This window comes from Kitasatospora sp. NPDC050543 (assembly GCF_044457565.1).
GTDB lineage: Bacteria > Actinomycetota > Actinomycetes > Streptomycetales > Streptomycetaceae > Kitasatospora.
The window spans coordinates 125,556-140,603 of the sequence record NZ_JBITGZ010000018.1 but is presented as its reverse complement, the minus strand read 5'-3'; the positions used below and the strand labels follow the sequence as shown (position 1 = coordinate 140,603).

Genomic DNA, 15,048 nt, shown 5'->3' with positions numbered 1-15,048 from the left:
GGGGTCAGCGGCTCAGCAGGCCCCGGATCGCGCACCGGTTGACGCCGTTCAGCCCGCGGACGAGCAACGGGGTCAGGAAGACCAGCAGGAAGCCGAAGGCGGACACACCCGCGATCTGGAGCGGCGAGGTGATGACGTACTCGTGGTGCCCGCCGGCGGAGTCGGTGTAGTCGAAGAGGTTGAGCCCCGCCCACGGGGTGAAGCGGGCGTAGGCCCAGTGGTAGAGCGGGTAGGCGGCGATGGCCCAGCCGAGCAGCAGGAAGTCCAGCGTCACGACGAAGCTGAGGACGGCCCAGGGGAACGTGATCACCTGGTAGAGCACGGCCTTCCAGCCGGCCGCGTCCGAGAGCCGGTCGACGACGCCGCCCCAGAACCCCGGACGCGCACTGCGGACGGGCGCCGGGCCGGGGACGTCCAGGCCGAGCATGGTCCGGGCCCGGGCGCGCTCCAGCGCCGCGAAGGCACGCGCCCCGCTCAGCAGCACGGCCAGCACCGGCAGGCCGATGACGGTGACGACGGTGCTCAGGCCGAAGCTGAACAGGGTGACGGCGAAGACGAAGCCGGCGGTGGCGACCGGCAGACCGGTGAGCGCGAAGCGGATCTCGCCAAAGGTCTCGGCGGCGAACGGGGCCCGCCAGAGGCCGGGACGGCCGGGGCGGTGCAAGGTGGCGGCCGGCCGGCGGGCGTCGTAGTGGTCGTCGTCGTAGGAGCCGTACTCGCTCTGCTGCGCGCTGCTGCTCATGCCCGGCCTCGGTCCCTCGTGGTCCTGCTGGTTCTGCTGACCAGTCAAAGGTGCCAGTGCGGGGCCGTCAGGGGCATCCGGCTCCCTGGCGGATCGGGGGTGGGGATAACCCCCTGGCCGAACCGAGCCGAGCCGGCCTGCCGTCGGTCCGTGCCGTCGGTCCGTGCGGTCGGTCCACGCTCAGTCCGCGTCCGGCCCGGGCCCGGGTCCGCTCGCCTGCTCCACCGCCTGGTGCTTCACCTGCTCCCACTCGTCCTCCAGCAGCGAGTACTGGAGCGCGTCGTGCCAGGTGTCGCGAAGGTAGAGGTCGTGTCGGATGCGCCCCTCCAACTGGAAGCCGGCCTTCGTCAGGACGCGGGAGGAAGCGGTGTTGGCCGGGTCCACCCGGGCGGCGAGGCGGTGCAGCCGGAGGGTCTCGAAGCCGAAACCGCAGAGCAGCCGGGTGATCTCGCTCGCGTAGCCGCGCCCCCAGGTGTCGCGGCGCAGCGCGTAGCCGATGAAGGCGGCCCGCCGGCCCTCGATGCCGAGCACGGCGTTGCCGATCGGTGGGACGTCGTCGCCGTCCTCGCGCAGAGTGACGGCGAGCCGGTAGACCGTCCGCGGGTCCTTCTGGGCCTCCTCCAGGTACAGCTCGATCTGGTCGGCGCAGGTCTCGCGGTCACGGGCCTCGAACGGGAGGTACCGGGCGGTCTCCGGGTCGCCGAAGACGGAGTGCAGTCCGTCCACGTCGCCGGGGGTGTGGTGGAACTCTCGGATGGCCAGGCGCGGGCCGGTGAGCTGTACGGGGACCATGTCTGCCGACCCTACAGCGGCTACGGTTCGTAACATGAACGACGATGACCTGCGGCTCGCCCCACGTACCCGGACCGCCGAGCTGCTCGCCTGGGCGGCGGACAACGGCCGCGAGCCGGTGGCCGAGGGCCCGCTGCGGGCGGTGCTGACGCTGCTGGAGCTGGGCGACGGCAGGCTGCACGACGGCTGGCCGGAGCTGACCTCCCCGGTGCTGGAACAGCTGCTGTACGAGCGGCTGTACCTGTACGTCCAGCCGGCCCCCGAGGAGGACCCGCTGGCGTACGGCGCGGCCGTACGGCTGCTGATCGACCACCAGCGGGCGGCGAAGCGGCTGAACGCCAAGCGGCAGGAGCGGCTGCACGCGGAGGCCGAGTGGCAGGGCGAGGTCGCGGCCGGGCTGCTGCGCCGGGCGGACCTGGTGACCTGGCCCCGGCTGTACACGCTGCTGCTGCGGGCGGACGGGGTGGACGTCGCGGACCTGACGGCGGTCCGGGGCTGGCTGGACGGCTTCCTGGAGCTGGCGCCCGAGCAGCGGCTGGCGGTGTACGAGGACCTGGAGAGCGCGGGCCTGCTGGACCGGGTCGACGGTGACGGCGGCTGGGGGCCGGCCCGGCTGCTGTCGGTCGGGATGGCCACCGACGGCGCGCGAATGCTGCTGGAGAACGGGCTGATGCAGCGCAGCTACCGCAATCTGGCGGAGCTGAACGCGCTTGGCCTGCCGATGCCCGAGGAACTGGCCGGGGACTTCGAGTCCTTCGAGGCGGCGGCCGGGGCCGCGGCGCTGGAGCTGTACGGCGAGTGGACGGTGCCCGGGCTGCCCCAGCTGCTGGCGGCGGAGTACCCGGAGCTGGCGCCCGAGCCGGGCCCGGAGGAGATCAACGCGTACCTCTCGCAGCTCCCGCCGGATGAGCCCGAGTACACCGGGGCCGGCGAGGTCACTGAGGCCACTGAGGCCCGCGAGGAGTGAGCCCGACCGGGCTGACGGGATGACATCTGTCATGCCGGAGAGGTGACCCCCGCCGCTGCCGGACGGCACGCCCCGAGCGGCAGACTGGTGCCACCGGCGGGGGCGATGGGCGCGAGGGCCGGGCGAGACACACGGGGGAATCCGATGAACGCCACGATCAAGCTCGGCAAGGCCACCGCCACCAACGCCGACGCCGACGCCACTGGGGCCCCGGCCGCCGAGCCGGTCCCGACCGTCGCGGAGCTGCGGCTGCCGACCTGGTTCTTCGGTTTCGAGGCGGTCGTGGCCGGCGCCTTCGACCTGCTGAACGCCTTCCCGGCGGCCTGGCCGGCGCTGGTGGCGCTGATCGTGGCCAACATCGCAGTCTCGCTGACGATGCTCCGCAGCCGCCTCAAGCTGGCCAAGCTGATGTGGCGCGGCAAGGGCACCCGCAAGGTCGCCTTCACCCTGGTCGGCCTGCGCATCGGCAGCCACCTGCTGCTCACGGCGGTCGGCCTGGCCGCCACCTCGGTGCTCGCGCACCTCGCCATGGCCGTGGCGATGGCCGCCATCACCATCGGCATGCTGACCTACGTCCAGCGCACCTCCCTGAACGCCCTCCTGGCCGCCGGCAAGATCGCCGCCTGAGGCGCAGCTGCGGTAGAAGAGTTCAAGGAGTGGGCCGGGCTCGCTCCTTGAACTCCCGGCTCCGCTCCGAGCGGCATGCGGCAGCGGCGGCAGTCGCGCGGGCTCCGGCCGGTAGCGCGTCACCAGCCCGGCGTGCCGGGGCTCCGCCCAGGTCCGCCAGCGGGCGTCCGTCAGATCGTCCGTTGCCCGCGAGTCCCCCTCGATCCTCAACCGGTCGGCGCTACGGCGCCTTGGCCGCACGCGCAACGGATGCGCCCGCCGCGAAGACGGTTCCAGGCGGCGGCGCCGAGCATGACGCCCCATGTCACGAACAGCGCGTACCAGAAGAGCCCCCAAGCGGCCTGCGGGTGCGCGTCCTTGGCGGCGAAGGCCGGAGCGGAGACGACCCGTTCGGCGGCGAGCAGGTATTGCAGGGCGAAGTAGGTGAAGCCCCAGAGCGTCATGGCCACCGAGGCGATCGCCACCGGAACGGCGAGCAGACGGCGTGGAAGCCGGCGGCCCCACGGCCGGACCAGGGCGAGCGCGACGACCGCGCCGAGCACCGCGACGCCGCCCATTCCCCAGTAGCCGATCGCCGCCTCCCAAGTGCCGTGCGGGGCCTCGGCGAAGTCGCCGGGGAAGGTGGCGCCGATCCCGGCGCCCCACCAGAAGTGCGGCGCCGCGTACGCGAGGGCCGCCGCCGCGGCGACGTACCCCGCCCAACCGTGCCGCCGTCCGCGTCGTGCTGCCGTCGTCCCCATGGCGTTCCCCCGAGATCTCTTCCAAAGCCCGGCGGGCCCACTACCTCCCGCCTGGCACAACTCTGGCCGAACGCCCGACCACGGAGATCGCTCTCCCGCAGGATCCGCCTCCCCCACGCGAGGGAGACCCGGGTCGAAGCACCCGGGCCCGGGCCGCTCACAGGTCCGGCCGCTCAGACCTGGCGCCGGAGGGCGACGCGGGCCGGGCTGCAGCCAGCGTTGCGGCCGGCGCCCTCGCGGTAGGCGATCCGCTTGGCCAGGAACAGCAGCCGGTGGGCGTCGTTGGCCGCGAGGATGCCCGGCGCGGCGGCGGCCTCCCGCTCGTCGGCGAGGAGGGCGAGCCGGTCGACGAGTTCGACCAGGGCGGGCCAGTCGAAAGCATCGGCTTCAACCCGCGCGAGCCCGGCGGCGGCGGGGAGGCCCGGTCCGGCCAGCTCCTCGAAGACGGTCTGGACGGCGAAGAGGGTGGCCGCGAACCCTGCGGCCAGCAGGTCGCCGACGGATGGCAGGTCACTCGGCAGATCGGGATCCACGGCGCTCTCCCGCTTCGGAGGAGGTAGGGATGCCCCGAATCAAGTCGCCGGGGCACAAAGCGCCTTGGGCATGGCTGTGCCGATCGGCCCGCCGCGCCGGATGTGCGCATCGTTACGGTAGGCCACGGTAAGTAATGTTGCAAGGATGGCACCTTGAGGCATACCTGCGGCCCCTCGCCCAGTGACGAGGGGCCACGTACTACTGCAGCTCAGGCGGTGAAGTGGTCAAACTCGCCCGCCTTTACGCCCTGGATCCAGGCGTCAAGCTTGGCCCTGGTGGTGGAGACGACGCTCGCCGGATCATCCGACTCCCGGATGTAGATCACGCCGTCCTCGGAAGCGATTTCCACACAGTTGGCCTGGTCTCCGCTGAAGCTCGACTTCTGCCAGGTGAGCTGAGACATGGATGCCTTCCCTAGAGTGTGTAGCGGATGTGCTGGATCAGCCCCCACGAATCACGCTCCGCGTGCGACCGCGAGGAAGGACTGGCATCCAGCGGCGGTAGCGCCAGGCTTTTGAGCCGAGCAAACTTCTCGCGATATGCAGCGATCGCCTCGGGCGCCCCGAGATAGACGGAGCCCGCGGGATGCTCCATCAGGACCGTATCCAGCTCATCGTGCGCGCCGCCCAGCATCATGAAGGTGGTGTCGGTCGATGCGTATTCGGCACAGCTGAACGGCAGGATCTGGATGGTGACCTGGGGGAGTTCACTCATCTCCACCAGATGGTCCAGCTGCCGCTTCATGACCGCCGAACCCCCGTACATGGCATGCAGAGCCGCCTCGTGCACCACCGCGTGCAGCGGCGGAGCATCCGGGCCGACCAGCACGTGTTGGCGGTCGAGACGGAACCGGACCTTGTCCGGGTCGCCGCTGAGAATGACCTCGGCGTAGGGCTCGATCTGGAGCAGACCGGGAATCAGCAGCGTTTCGTAGCTGTCGAGCGAGATGGCGGCGGCCTCGGACTCCGCCAGGTCGAGCGCCGAGGCGTTCATGACGCCCTTGTAGGTGCTCCACCAGCCTTTCCCTGTGCTCCGGCCCATCGCGATGAGCGCGGCCCGGAACTCCAGGTCGTCGCAGCCACACGCATCGAGCCAGGTGTCCAGGCGCTCAAGGTTGATACCGAGGCGTCCGGCTTCCGTATGACTGACCGCCGGCCCCTTCATGCCAATCTTGATGCCCATCTCCGGTGCGGACAGGCCGGCCGCCATGCGCAGGCGCCGCAGTTCCTCGCCGAATCGACGCTGCCGTTCACTGATTTCCGCCCTGAGTCCCACGCCCGCCCTCCCTCTGTCTGCGCAGTGTGGCTCGCGACCCGGCGTGGACGCCACCCGGCCCCCGGCTTGCCGCCGCCCTCCATATGCAGAAGTTTAGGCAGCTTGACCAAGTCGGTTGCAACGTTGGCACCTACTGCCCTACCTTCGGTGACAGTCAGCTCACCGGACGGAGCGTCAGTAACCCTTCTCCTCGCCGGCAGTAGGTACCGGCTGCCCCGGGACCGCAGAGCATCCGTCCACGGCACTGCCAGCCGCGCGCCGGACTCGTTCACGGTGACAATCCGCCCACGTGTGCACTCCGTCCACCCATCGAGGGGGATCCATGCGAGTCTCCACGCCTCCGAACACCACACCGCCGCCCGACTGGACGCCCGCGCTGCTCCTCCTGCGCGACCTCATGGTCGACGGTGGCTGGCACGCGGACCTCGTGCACGACGCCGAGACCGTCCTGTGCGAGCTCTACGTCAACAGCCATCGGCACGGCCGCAGCACCCCGGTCGTCTCGATCGCGCTCACCGGCAACCGCCTGCGCGTCCACGTCTACGACGACTCCCCCGACCTCCCCGTCCCCCGACCGCTCCCGCCCGGCGAGCCGTTCGCCACCTCGGGCCGGGGCCTGCTGATCGTGGCCGGGCTCGCCACCCGCTGGGGCTACAACCGGTGCGGCAAGGGCAAGATCGTCTGGTTCGAGCTGGTCGCGTGATGCCCGAGGAGCACCGCTACGCCCCGCGTCGCCGAACGCCGCCGCGCCGGTCCCGGCGTGCGAGCCGGGGCCGGCGCGGCGACCCTCACGTGTGGGGCACGCCCTCCGTCAGGGCGTGATGCCGTGCTGCTGGAACCAGGTCTCGGGGTCGACCGGCGCGCCGCCGCCGGGGCGGACCTCGACGTGCAGGTGCGGGCCGGTCACGTTGCCGGTGGCGCCGACCTTGCCGATCTGCTGGCCCGGGACGACCTTGCCGGAGGCCCGGAGGATCGAGGAGAGGTGGCAGTACCAGATCTCGGTGCCGTCGGGCAGCGTCTGGATGATCCGGTAGCCGTACGAGCCGGACCAGCCGGCCGACGTGATGGTGCCGGCACCGACCGCCATCACCGGGGTGCCGGTGGAGGCGGCGAAGTCCAGGCCGGTGTGCAGGTGGGCCCAGTACGAGGCGCTCTGGCCGTAGTGCGCGGTCAGCTCGTAGTCCGCGATCGGCAGCTTGATGGCCGCCAGCTTGGCCTTCTCGGCGGCCTCGGCCGCGCGTTCGGCCTCCAGCTGCTGCGCCGCGCGCTTGGCCTCGGCCTCCTTGGCGGCCTGGATCCGGGCGCTCTCCTCGGCGGCGGTGCGCTGGCTGTCGGCCTGCAACTGGATGCGGGCGGCGAGCGCGAGGCCGGGGTCGGGGTCGGCGGAGAGCGAGACGGGCGCCTCGTCCGGGGCCGCGATGGCGGGCGCGGCGGCGGGTGTCGCGGCGGCGAAGCCGGTGGCGCCGAGGGTGGCGGCCACCGCGGTGACGCCGAGCAGCGGGCCGGCGCCGCGGGACTGGCGGGGCATCCGGTGCCGGTTGACGTCGGCGCTCTCCGGGGCCGACTCGCCCGGGGTGTCGAGAGGCTGGCCGAAGGACGAGCCGAACGGCTGGCCGAAGGACGGGACGGCGGGCGCGGCCGGAGCGGCGGAGGCCTCGGCCGCGTACGGCGCCTCGTACGACGTCTCGGCGTACTGCGCGTCGGTGTACGGCGCGTCGTGGTGCTGGGTGGCCGAGGGCCACGGGTGGTCGAGCAGCTGGGTACCGGCTCCGGTGCCGGGCAGGTGTGCCGGGGAGTGCGACGACGCCACGGAGGCGCGCTCCTTTCCTTCCTTCGCGCCTACCGGGTTAGCTGACGGGTTCGGAGCAGGAAGGTCTCCTACGGCCTGGCCGGGGCCTGGCCGATTCACCCCAAGGAACATGGTTCCCCGGCTCCCCGACCTGTCCGAAGGCAGGTCGTCGGGATTAAGCGACGGCGCACGGTGCCGCGTGGGTACGGCGTTCAGGACCGCGCTGCGTTATCAAACGTTAATCCTAGGAGCCCATGATTCCAAGCCAATCGGGAGGTGCAGTTCGATCCTTCCGGGACGGGATGGGTGATTTGAGGCGGTTGACACCACTGTGCACCGTCACCACCCCATCCCCGCACTACCCAACGTGAGCGTACGTCAACGAACCACCCGGTGAAGTGAGTACGCGTACTCATGTGTGTGGCAACGGAGTTGGCGAGTCTTGCGGCATGAGCACACCGATGCAGTCACGCACCACGGCCGCATACTTCGTCCAGGCCGTGCTGTCCTTCGCCCTCTCCTCGATCGCCCTCGCGGCCGGGATCGCCTACCTGCCGGTGGACTCCTGGACCCGGGCCTTCCTGGCAGTCGGCCTGCTGTACACCATCACCTCCTCGTTCACGCTCGCCAAGGTCATCCGTGACCGGCAGGAGAGCACCGAGATCGTCACCCGCGTGGACCAGGCCCGACTGGAGAAGCTGCTGGCCGAGCACGACCCGTTCAAGGTGGACGGGATCTGAGCACCGCAGCACCGCAGCAGCCCCGTAAGCCCGGGAGCCCGGGCGCCCGGGAACCGAGGGTCCAGGCACCCGAGCACCCGGAGCACCCGAGGACCCGGGCCTCGGCTCCGGCGATCGCGACAGAGAACCATCGCGCCATCCTTGACGACTAAGGCTATTAGCCTTAGCTTTGTGGCTATCGGCATTTCGTTGATGGCACGGCCAAGAGGCCAAGGAGGCCCGCGATGTCCAGCTCCACCATCCCCGCGACCCAGTACCTCTCGCTCCCCGGCGGCCGCCTCGCCTTCGACGACACCGGCGACGACACCGGCGCCGGGCCCGGCAGCACCGCGCACGGCGCCGGCGCCCCCGTCCTGCTGCTCCCCGGCATGCTCGACTCGCGCACCGTCTACCGCCACCTGCGCCCGCTGCTGGTCGCGGCCGGCCACCGGGTGATCACCCTCGACCTGAGAGGCTTCGGCGAGTCCTCGATCGCCTGGGACGACTACTCCCCCGCCGCGATCGCCATCGACGCCCTCGCACTGCTGGACCACCTCGGCATCGAGCGCGCCGTGCTGGCCGGCAACTCCTACGCCGGAGCCAGCGTGGTCAAGGTCGCCGGGCTGGCCCCCGAGCGGGTCGCCGGGATCGTCCTGCTGGACGCCTTCATCGAGAACCTGCCGCAGAACGCCTTCCAGCGCCTCACGGTGAAGGCACTCGGCGCGGCCCTCGTCCGCTTCCCCTCCGTCTGGGGCTACTACCTGCGCAAGATGGCGTACCCCACCGCCAAGCCGGCCGACTTCGAGGAGTACGTCGCGGGGCTGGTCGTCGCCCTGCGGACCCCCGGCCGCAAGGCCGCGACCCGGGCCTACGCCCAGGGTGACTCCTCGCCGGTCGGCTGGAGCGAGGCCGTGAGCTGCCCCGCGCTGGTCGTGATGGGCACCAAGGACCCCGACTTCCCCGAGCCCGAGGCCGTCGCCGACCGGCAGGCCTCCGCCCTGAAGGCACGTAAGGTGATGATCGAGGGCGCCGGGCACTACCCGATGGCGGAGTTCCCGCAGGCCACGGCCGACGCACTGGTCCCGTTCCTGCGCGAGCTCGCGTAGGGTCCTCGGCGGCCCGGGCGGGTCCCACGGGCTCGCCTCGCCGTCGCCCGCCCTCATCTGCCCTCACCCGGTCACCCGGTCACCCGTCCCACGGGTCACCCACGGCCACACGGCCACGCGCCGGCCACGCGTACAGGCGCGGCGCACCCGCCACGGGCCGGCGTGAGCGCACCCCACCCCCCTCGCACCACGGAGGTCCCCCATGCCCCGAGTCGGACTGACCCCCGACAGCGTCGTCACCCACGCCCTCGGCCTGATCGACGAGCAGGGCCCCGAGGCCCTCACCCTGGCCGCCGTCGCCGCCCGGGCCGGCGTCGCCACCCCCTCGCTCTACAAGCACGTCACCGGCGGCCTGGCCGAGCTGCGCCGGCTGCTCGCGGTACGCGTCACCGAGGAACTGGCCGACCGGCTGGCCGAGGCGGCCGTCGGGCGCAGCGGGGACGACGCGGTGGCGGCGGTGCTGCGCGCCTACACCGCGTACGCCACCGAGTACCCGCACCGCTACAACGCCCTGCCGCAGGCACCGCAGCCGGACGACGAGCTGACCCGGGCGGCCGGGCGGCTGGTCGGGGTGATCATCGCGGTGCTACGCGAGTACGGGCTGGACGGCTCGGAGGCGATCCACGCGGCCCGGGCGGTGCGCTCGCTGGCCCACGGCTTCGCCTCGCTCTCGATCGGCGGGGCGTTCCAGCTGGCGGAGGACCCGGCGGTCACCCAGGACCGGCTGATCGGGCTGCTGACGGGCGGGCTGCGGGTCTGGCCGAGCTCCTGAGGCGTTCGGCCGCCGGGTGTCGGGTCGAGCGCGCCCGCAGGCCACCCCGCAGGCCGATGCCCCTCGCCGCCGTCTCCCGTGCGGCCGTCACCCGGCCGTTCCGTCAGCCGTTCCGTCAGCCGTTGCGCCGGGCAGCCCGACGGGGCGGTCGCGGTTGACCCATTCCCCGGCCAAGCGAAATAGGATATTAGGAATTCAGTACGAGACGGGATCGAGCTTCCCCGGGAGCGGAAAGGCCGGGTATCCCGATGGACCTGACCTCGCCCTGGCTCCCTCCCTCCGACGACGGGAACGGGACCCCCCGCACCAACCCCGGCGCCCGCAGCGCCATGCGGTGCGTCCGGTTATTGCTGCGTTGCAACAGTGCCGCCGAGCTGCTCGGCACCATCCTCGGCGAGGGCCCCGGCTGGATCACGGGTGAGGGCTCGGCCGTCTACCTGCTGGACTCGGCCGGGATGCTCCGGCTCACCGCCTCGCACGGACTCCCCGACTGGGCCCACGAGCGTTACGGCGTCCTCGACCCGGCGAGCGAGCTGCCCGCCGCGATGGCGCTGCGACTGCGCCGCCCCTACCTGCTCAGCCCCGAACGCACCAGCGTGGAGTACCCCAACGACAGCGTCGGAATGGGCACCGGCATGGTCGCGATCGTGGCGCTGCCCATGATCGTGGACGGGCAGCTGCTCGGCGTGGTCGCGCTGTCCCTGGCCCACCGGGGGACCGTCCCGCACCGCGACCTGGACATCCTGGAGACGCTGGCCGAGGCCTGCGCCCACCGGCTCTCCCACCTGCTGCACCACATGCACGGCGGCGGCGGCGCACCGGCCGGTGCGGGCGGCAGCCCGCCGGACGCCGCCGATACCGCCACAGCTGCCGGAGCCGACTCCGACACCGCAACCACCGGCACCCGTAGCGACACCCGGCCCGAAGGCCCCGACCGACCCGCGCGGCTCGCCCAGCCCCTGCTGTCCCTGGCCTTGCGCTCCGCCGGCTCCGGCGCCTTCGAACGCGACCTGGTCACCGGCGAGAACTTCTGGGACACCCAGGCCTACCGGGTGGTGGGACTGCCGCCACCCGCCGAGGGCGCGCCCACCGAGGCGCCCGACCTCAGCCGGATCGTCCACCCCGAGGACCTGCCCGACGTGCAGGCGGGCCTCGCCGACGCGCTCGCCGCCGGCGGGCCGTACCGGCTCTGCTACCGGGTGCTGCGCCGGGGCGGCGGGGCCGTACGGATCGAGGAGAACGGCGAGGTGATGCTCGACGTGCACGGCCGCCCGGTACGGATCGCCGGGCTGCTCACCGACCGCGACCGGGTGGCCGGCCCCGAGCCCACGCCCACGCCCGCGCCCGCCCTGGGGGTCCCGGCCGGCTCCGAGGGCTCCGAGGGCTCCGAGGGCGACGCGCCGCTGGCTGGCGCCCGCTCGGCGCTGCTGCTCGCGCTCACCCGCACGCTCTCGCGCGCCGTCACCGTCCGGGACGTCACCACGGCGATGACCGACGTGGCCCGCCCCGCGCTCGGCGCCGCCGGCCTGGTGCTCGACCTGGTCAACGAGGGCCGGCTGCTGCCGGTCTCACACACCGTCTACGGCGGCCGCCGCCGCAGCGAGCTGACCCGGCTGGCCGACCTCTCCGAGGGCGTGATGCAGCACTCGCTGGCCCGCTCCGCCCCGCTGTTCAGCGAGCCCGGCCACCGCCCGCCCGGCGGCGGGCCGCTCACCCCGCCCTCCTGGGCCGTGCTGCCGCTGATCGCCTCCGGCCGGCAGGTCGGCTCCTGCCTGATCACCTTCGCCACCGAGCGGGTCTTCAGCCGCGAGGACCGCACCCTGTACTCGGCGTTCGCCGGCATCCTCGCCCAGTCCCTGGAGCGCGCCCGGCTCTACGACACCCACCACTACCGGGCCACCGAGCTCCAGCGCGCGATGCTGCCCCGCAGCCTGCCCGAACTCCCGGGCGTCACCTCCGCCGCCCGCTACCTGCCCAGCACCGAGGGGATGCAGATCGGCGGCGACTGGTACGACCTGCTGCGGCTGCCGGACGGCCGGATCGGGCTGGTCATCGGCGACGTCCAGGGCCACAACGCCGAGGCCACGGCCGTGATGGGCCAGCTGCGCAGCGGCCTGCGCGCGTACGCCACCGACGGACACGACCCCGCCGCGACCCTGGCCAGGACCAGCCGCCTGCTCGCGGAACTCGACACCGATCTCTTCGCGACATGCCTCTACCTCACCCTCGACCCGGCCGAAGGCACGCTCCTGGCCGCCCGCGCCGGCCACCCCTCGCCGGTGCGGATCACCGACGCCGGCGCCGCTGAGCTCGACCTGCCGGGCGGCCCGCCGCTGGGCGTCGACCCGGGCGCCGAGTACCCGCTGACGACCGGACAGCTGGCGCCCGGCGAGACCCTGCTCGTCTACACCGACGGCCTGGTGGAGGACCGCGAGGAGGACTACGACGAGTCGGTGCAGCGGATGCTCGGTGGTCTGGAGCTGTGGTCCCGGCAGACCGGGCCCGTGGCGGACGCTTCCGGCCCCGCGCTGGAGCGGCTGGCCGACCTGCTCACGCTGAATGTGACTGAGCGTCGCTCCCGCCCCGACGACGTTGCCCTGCTCCTGCTGCACCGGATCGGACCCGACGGCCGCTGAGCCGCTGAGCCGCCGAACAGCTGAACAGCCGAACGGCTGCACCACTCACTGCACCGCTGCACCGCTGCACCACCGAAGCCTGCACCGCTGCCCGATTTGGCACAGAACCGGTACACCCCCGCCTGGCCCGCCGAGTAAAGAACTCGCTAAGTTGCTGAACGCCACATGTGAGACGAACGGGGGAACTCATGCCAGTAGCACCTGATGCGGGCGGCGGCTCGGGCTTCCAGGTGAAGCCCGGAGAGTTGAAGGGCGCCGGGGAGACGGGCAAGGCCACGGCCGAGCTGATTCCCGGTGAGACCAAGGGCGTGCTCGGCGCGTCCGACACCGCCGAGGCGGGGCTCAAGGGCTGGACGACCGGCGCCGAGCTCAACTCCTGCACCGACTCCTGGCGCGCGATCCTCGACGGACTCGCCGCCGAGATGGACCGCCAGAGCGCCAACCTGATCAGCACCGCCAAGAACTACGAGGACACCGACGCGCACGCCGCCGGCTCCCTCGCCAACGCGGGCGGTGGCCGATGACGAAGCGCCCCCGGCCCGCCACCGCAACGACCGTCATGCCCACCGCGACACCGACCGAGGCTGCCTGAGCATGGACATCCCCACTCTGCGCGATGCCAAGCCCGGCGACATGATCGCCGCCGCCGACGCCTACACCAAGCTCCAGGAGAACTTCGACAAGCACGCGACCACCTGGAACGACGGCGTCGACACCCGGGTCAAGAACTCCGGCTGGACGGGTGACGCGGGCGGCCAGGCCCAGCAGTCGCTGACCCAGACAACGGCCAAGCTGAGGGCCGCAGGCATCGAGCTCGGCATGATCGGGCCGGTCCTCAAGGACGGCTCCGAGGCCTTCCTGCTCGCCCAGTCCAAGCTGCTCGACGCCCTGGCGGACGCCAAGGCCGGCGGCTTCACCGTCGACGACGGCGGCGGCGTCTCCTGGCCGCCCACCAGCGCGGCCGAACGCCACGACCCGGACTTCAAAGACCCCTCCAGCGAGGGCAAGGCCATCAGCAAGCGCATCAACGACGCGCTGAACGAGGCCGCCCACGCCGACCAGGTCATCGCCGAACGCCTGCGCCACTACACCGACGCCGCCAAGAACGGCACCGGCCTGGACCTCGGCACGGCCACGATGGAGCTCAGCAGCAAGATCGCCAACATCTTCGGTGGCGACGAGGACCTGCTCGCCACGGGCATGCCTGCGGCCAACGCCTCCCCCACCGAGGTCAACTCCTGGTGGAACGGCCTGACCGCGGACGAGCAGAAGCGCCTCATCCAGGAACACCCGGACAAGTTCGGCAACCGCGACGGCATCCCGGTCGCGGCCCGCGACCAGGCCAACCGCATCATGCTCCCCAGGCTGATCAAGCAGTACGAGGAGAAGAACCCCAAGGACGACTGGGACCAGAAGAAGCTCGACGGCTTCAACGCCATCCAGAAGCGGATCGCCGAGGAGGACAAGGACCCGAGCCCGCCGCCCGTCTACCTGGTCGGCGTCAGCGACGAGGGCCAGGGCCGCGGCATCATCTCCTTCGGTAACCCCGACACCGCCAAGAACACCACCGCCTACGTCCCCGGGCTCGGCACCGAGCTGAAGGCCGTCGGCGGCGGCGGCGCGAGCAGCGCCAAGTCGGTGTGGCAGGAGACCGACCGGGCCGGCGGCAACCACGGTGACACCGCGTCGATGATGTGGCTCGGCTACGACGCACCGCCGAACAACGGCGTCAGCCTTGACTCCACCGCCGTGATGGGCAAGGAGCGGGCCGAGAAGGGCGGGGAGAACTACCAGAAGTTCATGCAGAGCCTGCGGGCCACCCACGAAGGCTCGCCGGGCCACCTGGTCGCGCTCGGCCACAGCTACGGGTCGACCACCGTGGGCCAGGCCGCACAGCGCGACGGCGGCATCCCGGTCGACGACATCATCCTGGTCGGCAGCCCGGGCACCGGCGCCCAGAAGGCGTCGGAGCTGAACATGGACCCGAAGCACGTCTGGGTCGGCGCCGCCGAGTTCGACCCGGTCACCCACCTGCCGTCGAAGACCGAGGCGGTCGGCTACGTCGTACCGATCGTCGGCGCCTACGAGGCGATCACCGATCCGCACGAGCTGTGGCACGGGCAGGACCCGGCCAGCGACGATTTCGGCGCGGAGCGGTTCAAGGTCCACCCCGGGCACGTCGTCGTCGGCAACCAGTTCGAGAACCACTCCGACTACTTCGACGACGGCAGCGATTCGCTGAAGAACATCGGCCGGATCGTCTCCGGTCAGCCCGACAAGGTCGAGCACCAGGACCGCCGATGACCACGCGCCATCTCCGCCTGGCCGGTGCCCTCCTGGGCGCCTGCC

The 15,048-nt window shown here is 72.0% G+C and carries 16 protein-coding genes and 1 riboswitch; of the genes, 9 read left to right on the top strand and 7 right to left on the bottom strand.

Annotated features, from left to right (window positions below; genetic code table 11):
- Positions 1-4 precede the first annotated feature (4 nt).
- Both ACIBH3_RS22610 and ACIBH3_RS22605 read right to left on the bottom strand, forming a co-directional pair.
- Positions 5-742 (bottom strand): sensor domain-containing protein, encoded by a 738-nt coding sequence (locus ACIBH3_RS22610; RefSeq protein ID WP_396313834.1) that lies wholly within the window; start codon positions 740-742, stop codon positions 5-7.
- Between the two features lie 180 nt (positions 743-922).
- On the bottom strand, positions 923-1,534 hold the full coding sequence (locus ACIBH3_RS22605) for a GNAT family N-acetyltransferase (RefSeq protein ID WP_396313833.1): 612 nt from the start codon (positions 1,532-1,534) through the stop codon (positions 923-925).
- A gap of 34 nt (positions 1,535-1,568) precedes the next feature.
- Between ACIBH3_RS22605 and ACIBH3_RS22600 the strand changes: the two genes are divergently transcribed.
- Both ACIBH3_RS22600 and ACIBH3_RS22595 read left to right on the top strand, forming a co-directional pair.
- Positions 1,569-2,501, top strand: coding sequence for a hypothetical protein (locus ACIBH3_RS22600; RefSeq protein ID WP_396313832.1), 933 nt, complete (start codon positions 1,569-1,571; stop codon positions 2,499-2,501).
- Positions 2,502-2,645: 144 nt separating this feature from the next.
- On the top strand, positions 2,646-3,128 hold the full coding sequence (locus ACIBH3_RS22595) for a hypothetical protein (protein WP_396313831.1): 483 nt from the start codon (positions 2,646-2,648) through the stop codon (positions 3,126-3,128).
- A gap of 206 nt (positions 3,129-3,334) precedes the next feature.
- Here ACIBH3_RS22595 and ACIBH3_RS22590 read toward each other — a convergent pair whose 3' ends face one another.
- The 4 genes from ACIBH3_RS22590 to ACIBH3_RS22575 all read right to left on the bottom strand — a co-directional run bounded on the left by ACIBH3_RS22590 (position 3,335) and on the right by ACIBH3_RS22575 (position 5,677).
- Positions 3,335-3,868 (bottom strand): DUF3995 domain-containing protein, encoded by a 534-nt coding sequence (locus tag ACIBH3_RS22590; RefSeq protein WP_396313830.1) that lies wholly within the window; start codon positions 3,866-3,868, stop codon positions 3,335-3,337.
- A 173-nt stretch (positions 3,869-4,041) separates the two neighbouring features.
- The gene (locus ACIBH3_RS22585; RefSeq protein ID WP_396313829.1) at positions 4,042-4,401 is read right to left on the bottom strand and encodes a hypothetical protein; all 360 of its coding nucleotides are present in this window, start codon (positions 4,399-4,401) and stop codon (positions 4,042-4,044) included.
- A 209-nt stretch (positions 4,402-4,610) separates the two neighbouring features.
- Complete coding sequence (locus ACIBH3_RS22580) at positions 4,611-4,805, bottom strand: DUF397 domain-containing protein (protein ID WP_396313828.1); 195 nt, start codon at positions 4,803-4,805, stop codon at positions 4,611-4,613.
- Between the two features lie 11 nt (positions 4,806-4,816).
- The gene (locus ACIBH3_RS22575; protein WP_396313827.1) at positions 4,817-5,677 is read right to left on the bottom strand and encodes a helix-turn-helix domain-containing protein; all 861 of its coding nucleotides are present in this window, start codon (positions 5,675-5,677) and stop codon (positions 4,817-4,819) included.
- A 322-nt stretch (positions 5,678-5,999) separates the two neighbouring features.
- On the opposite strand from ACIBH3_RS22575, the gene ACIBH3_RS22570 reads away from it, so the two are divergent.
- Complete coding sequence (locus ACIBH3_RS22570) at positions 6,000-6,380, top strand: ATP-binding protein (RefSeq protein ID WP_396313826.1); 381 nt, start codon at positions 6,000-6,002, stop codon at positions 6,378-6,380.
- Positions 6,381-6,488: 108 nt separating this feature from the next.
- On the opposite strand, the gene ACIBH3_RS22565 is transcribed toward ACIBH3_RS22570, so the two are convergent.
- Positions 6,489-7,487: a M23 family metallopeptidase gene (locus ACIBH3_RS22565; protein WP_396313825.1), complete on the bottom strand. Its 999-nt coding sequence runs from the start codon at positions 7,485-7,487 to the stop codon at positions 6,489-6,491.
- A 12-nt stretch (positions 7,488-7,499) separates the two neighbouring features.
- A riboswitch (cyclic di-AMP (ydaO/yuaA leader) is annotated at positions 7,500-7,658 on the bottom strand.
- A gap of 257 nt (positions 7,659-7,915) precedes the next feature.
- On the opposite strand from ACIBH3_RS22565, the gene ACIBH3_RS22560 reads away from it, so the two are divergent.
- The 6 genes from ACIBH3_RS22560 (at position 7,916) to ACIBH3_RS22535 (ending at position 15,003) form a co-directional block, all read left to right on the top strand.
- On the top strand, positions 7,916-8,206 hold the full coding sequence (locus ACIBH3_RS22560) for a YiaA/YiaB family inner membrane protein (protein ID WP_396313824.1): 291 nt from the start codon (positions 7,916-7,918) through the stop codon (positions 8,204-8,206).
- Positions 8,207-8,430: 224 nt separating this feature from the next.
- Positions 8,431-9,291 carry an alpha/beta fold hydrolase gene (locus ACIBH3_RS22555; RefSeq protein ID WP_396313823.1) on the top strand — a complete coding sequence of 287 codons (861 nt, stop codon included), beginning with the start codon at positions 8,431-8,433 and terminating at the stop codon, positions 9,289-9,291.
- Positions 9,292-9,493: 202 nt separating this feature from the next.
- Entirely contained in the window at positions 9,494-10,063 is a 570-nt protein-coding gene (locus ACIBH3_RS22550) for a TetR/AcrR family transcriptional regulator (RefSeq protein WP_396313822.1), read from the top strand.
- A 347-nt stretch (positions 10,064-10,410) separates the two neighbouring features.
- On the top strand, positions 10,411-12,699 hold the full coding sequence (locus ACIBH3_RS22545) for a SpoIIE family protein phosphatase (RefSeq protein ID WP_396313821.1): 2,289 nt from the start codon (positions 10,411-10,413) through the stop codon (positions 12,697-12,699).
- Between the two features lie 188 nt (positions 12,700-12,887).
- On the top strand, positions 12,888-13,223 hold the full coding sequence (locus ACIBH3_RS22540) for a type VII secretion target (protein ID WP_396313818.1): 336 nt from the start codon (positions 12,888-12,890) through the stop codon (positions 13,221-13,223).
- Positions 13,224-13,293: 70 nt separating this feature from the next.
- Positions 13,294-15,003, top strand: coding sequence for an alpha/beta hydrolase (locus tag ACIBH3_RS22535; RefSeq protein WP_396313820.1), 1,710 nt, complete (start codon positions 13,294-13,296; stop codon positions 15,001-15,003).
- Positions 15,004-15,048 lie beyond the last annotated feature (45 nt).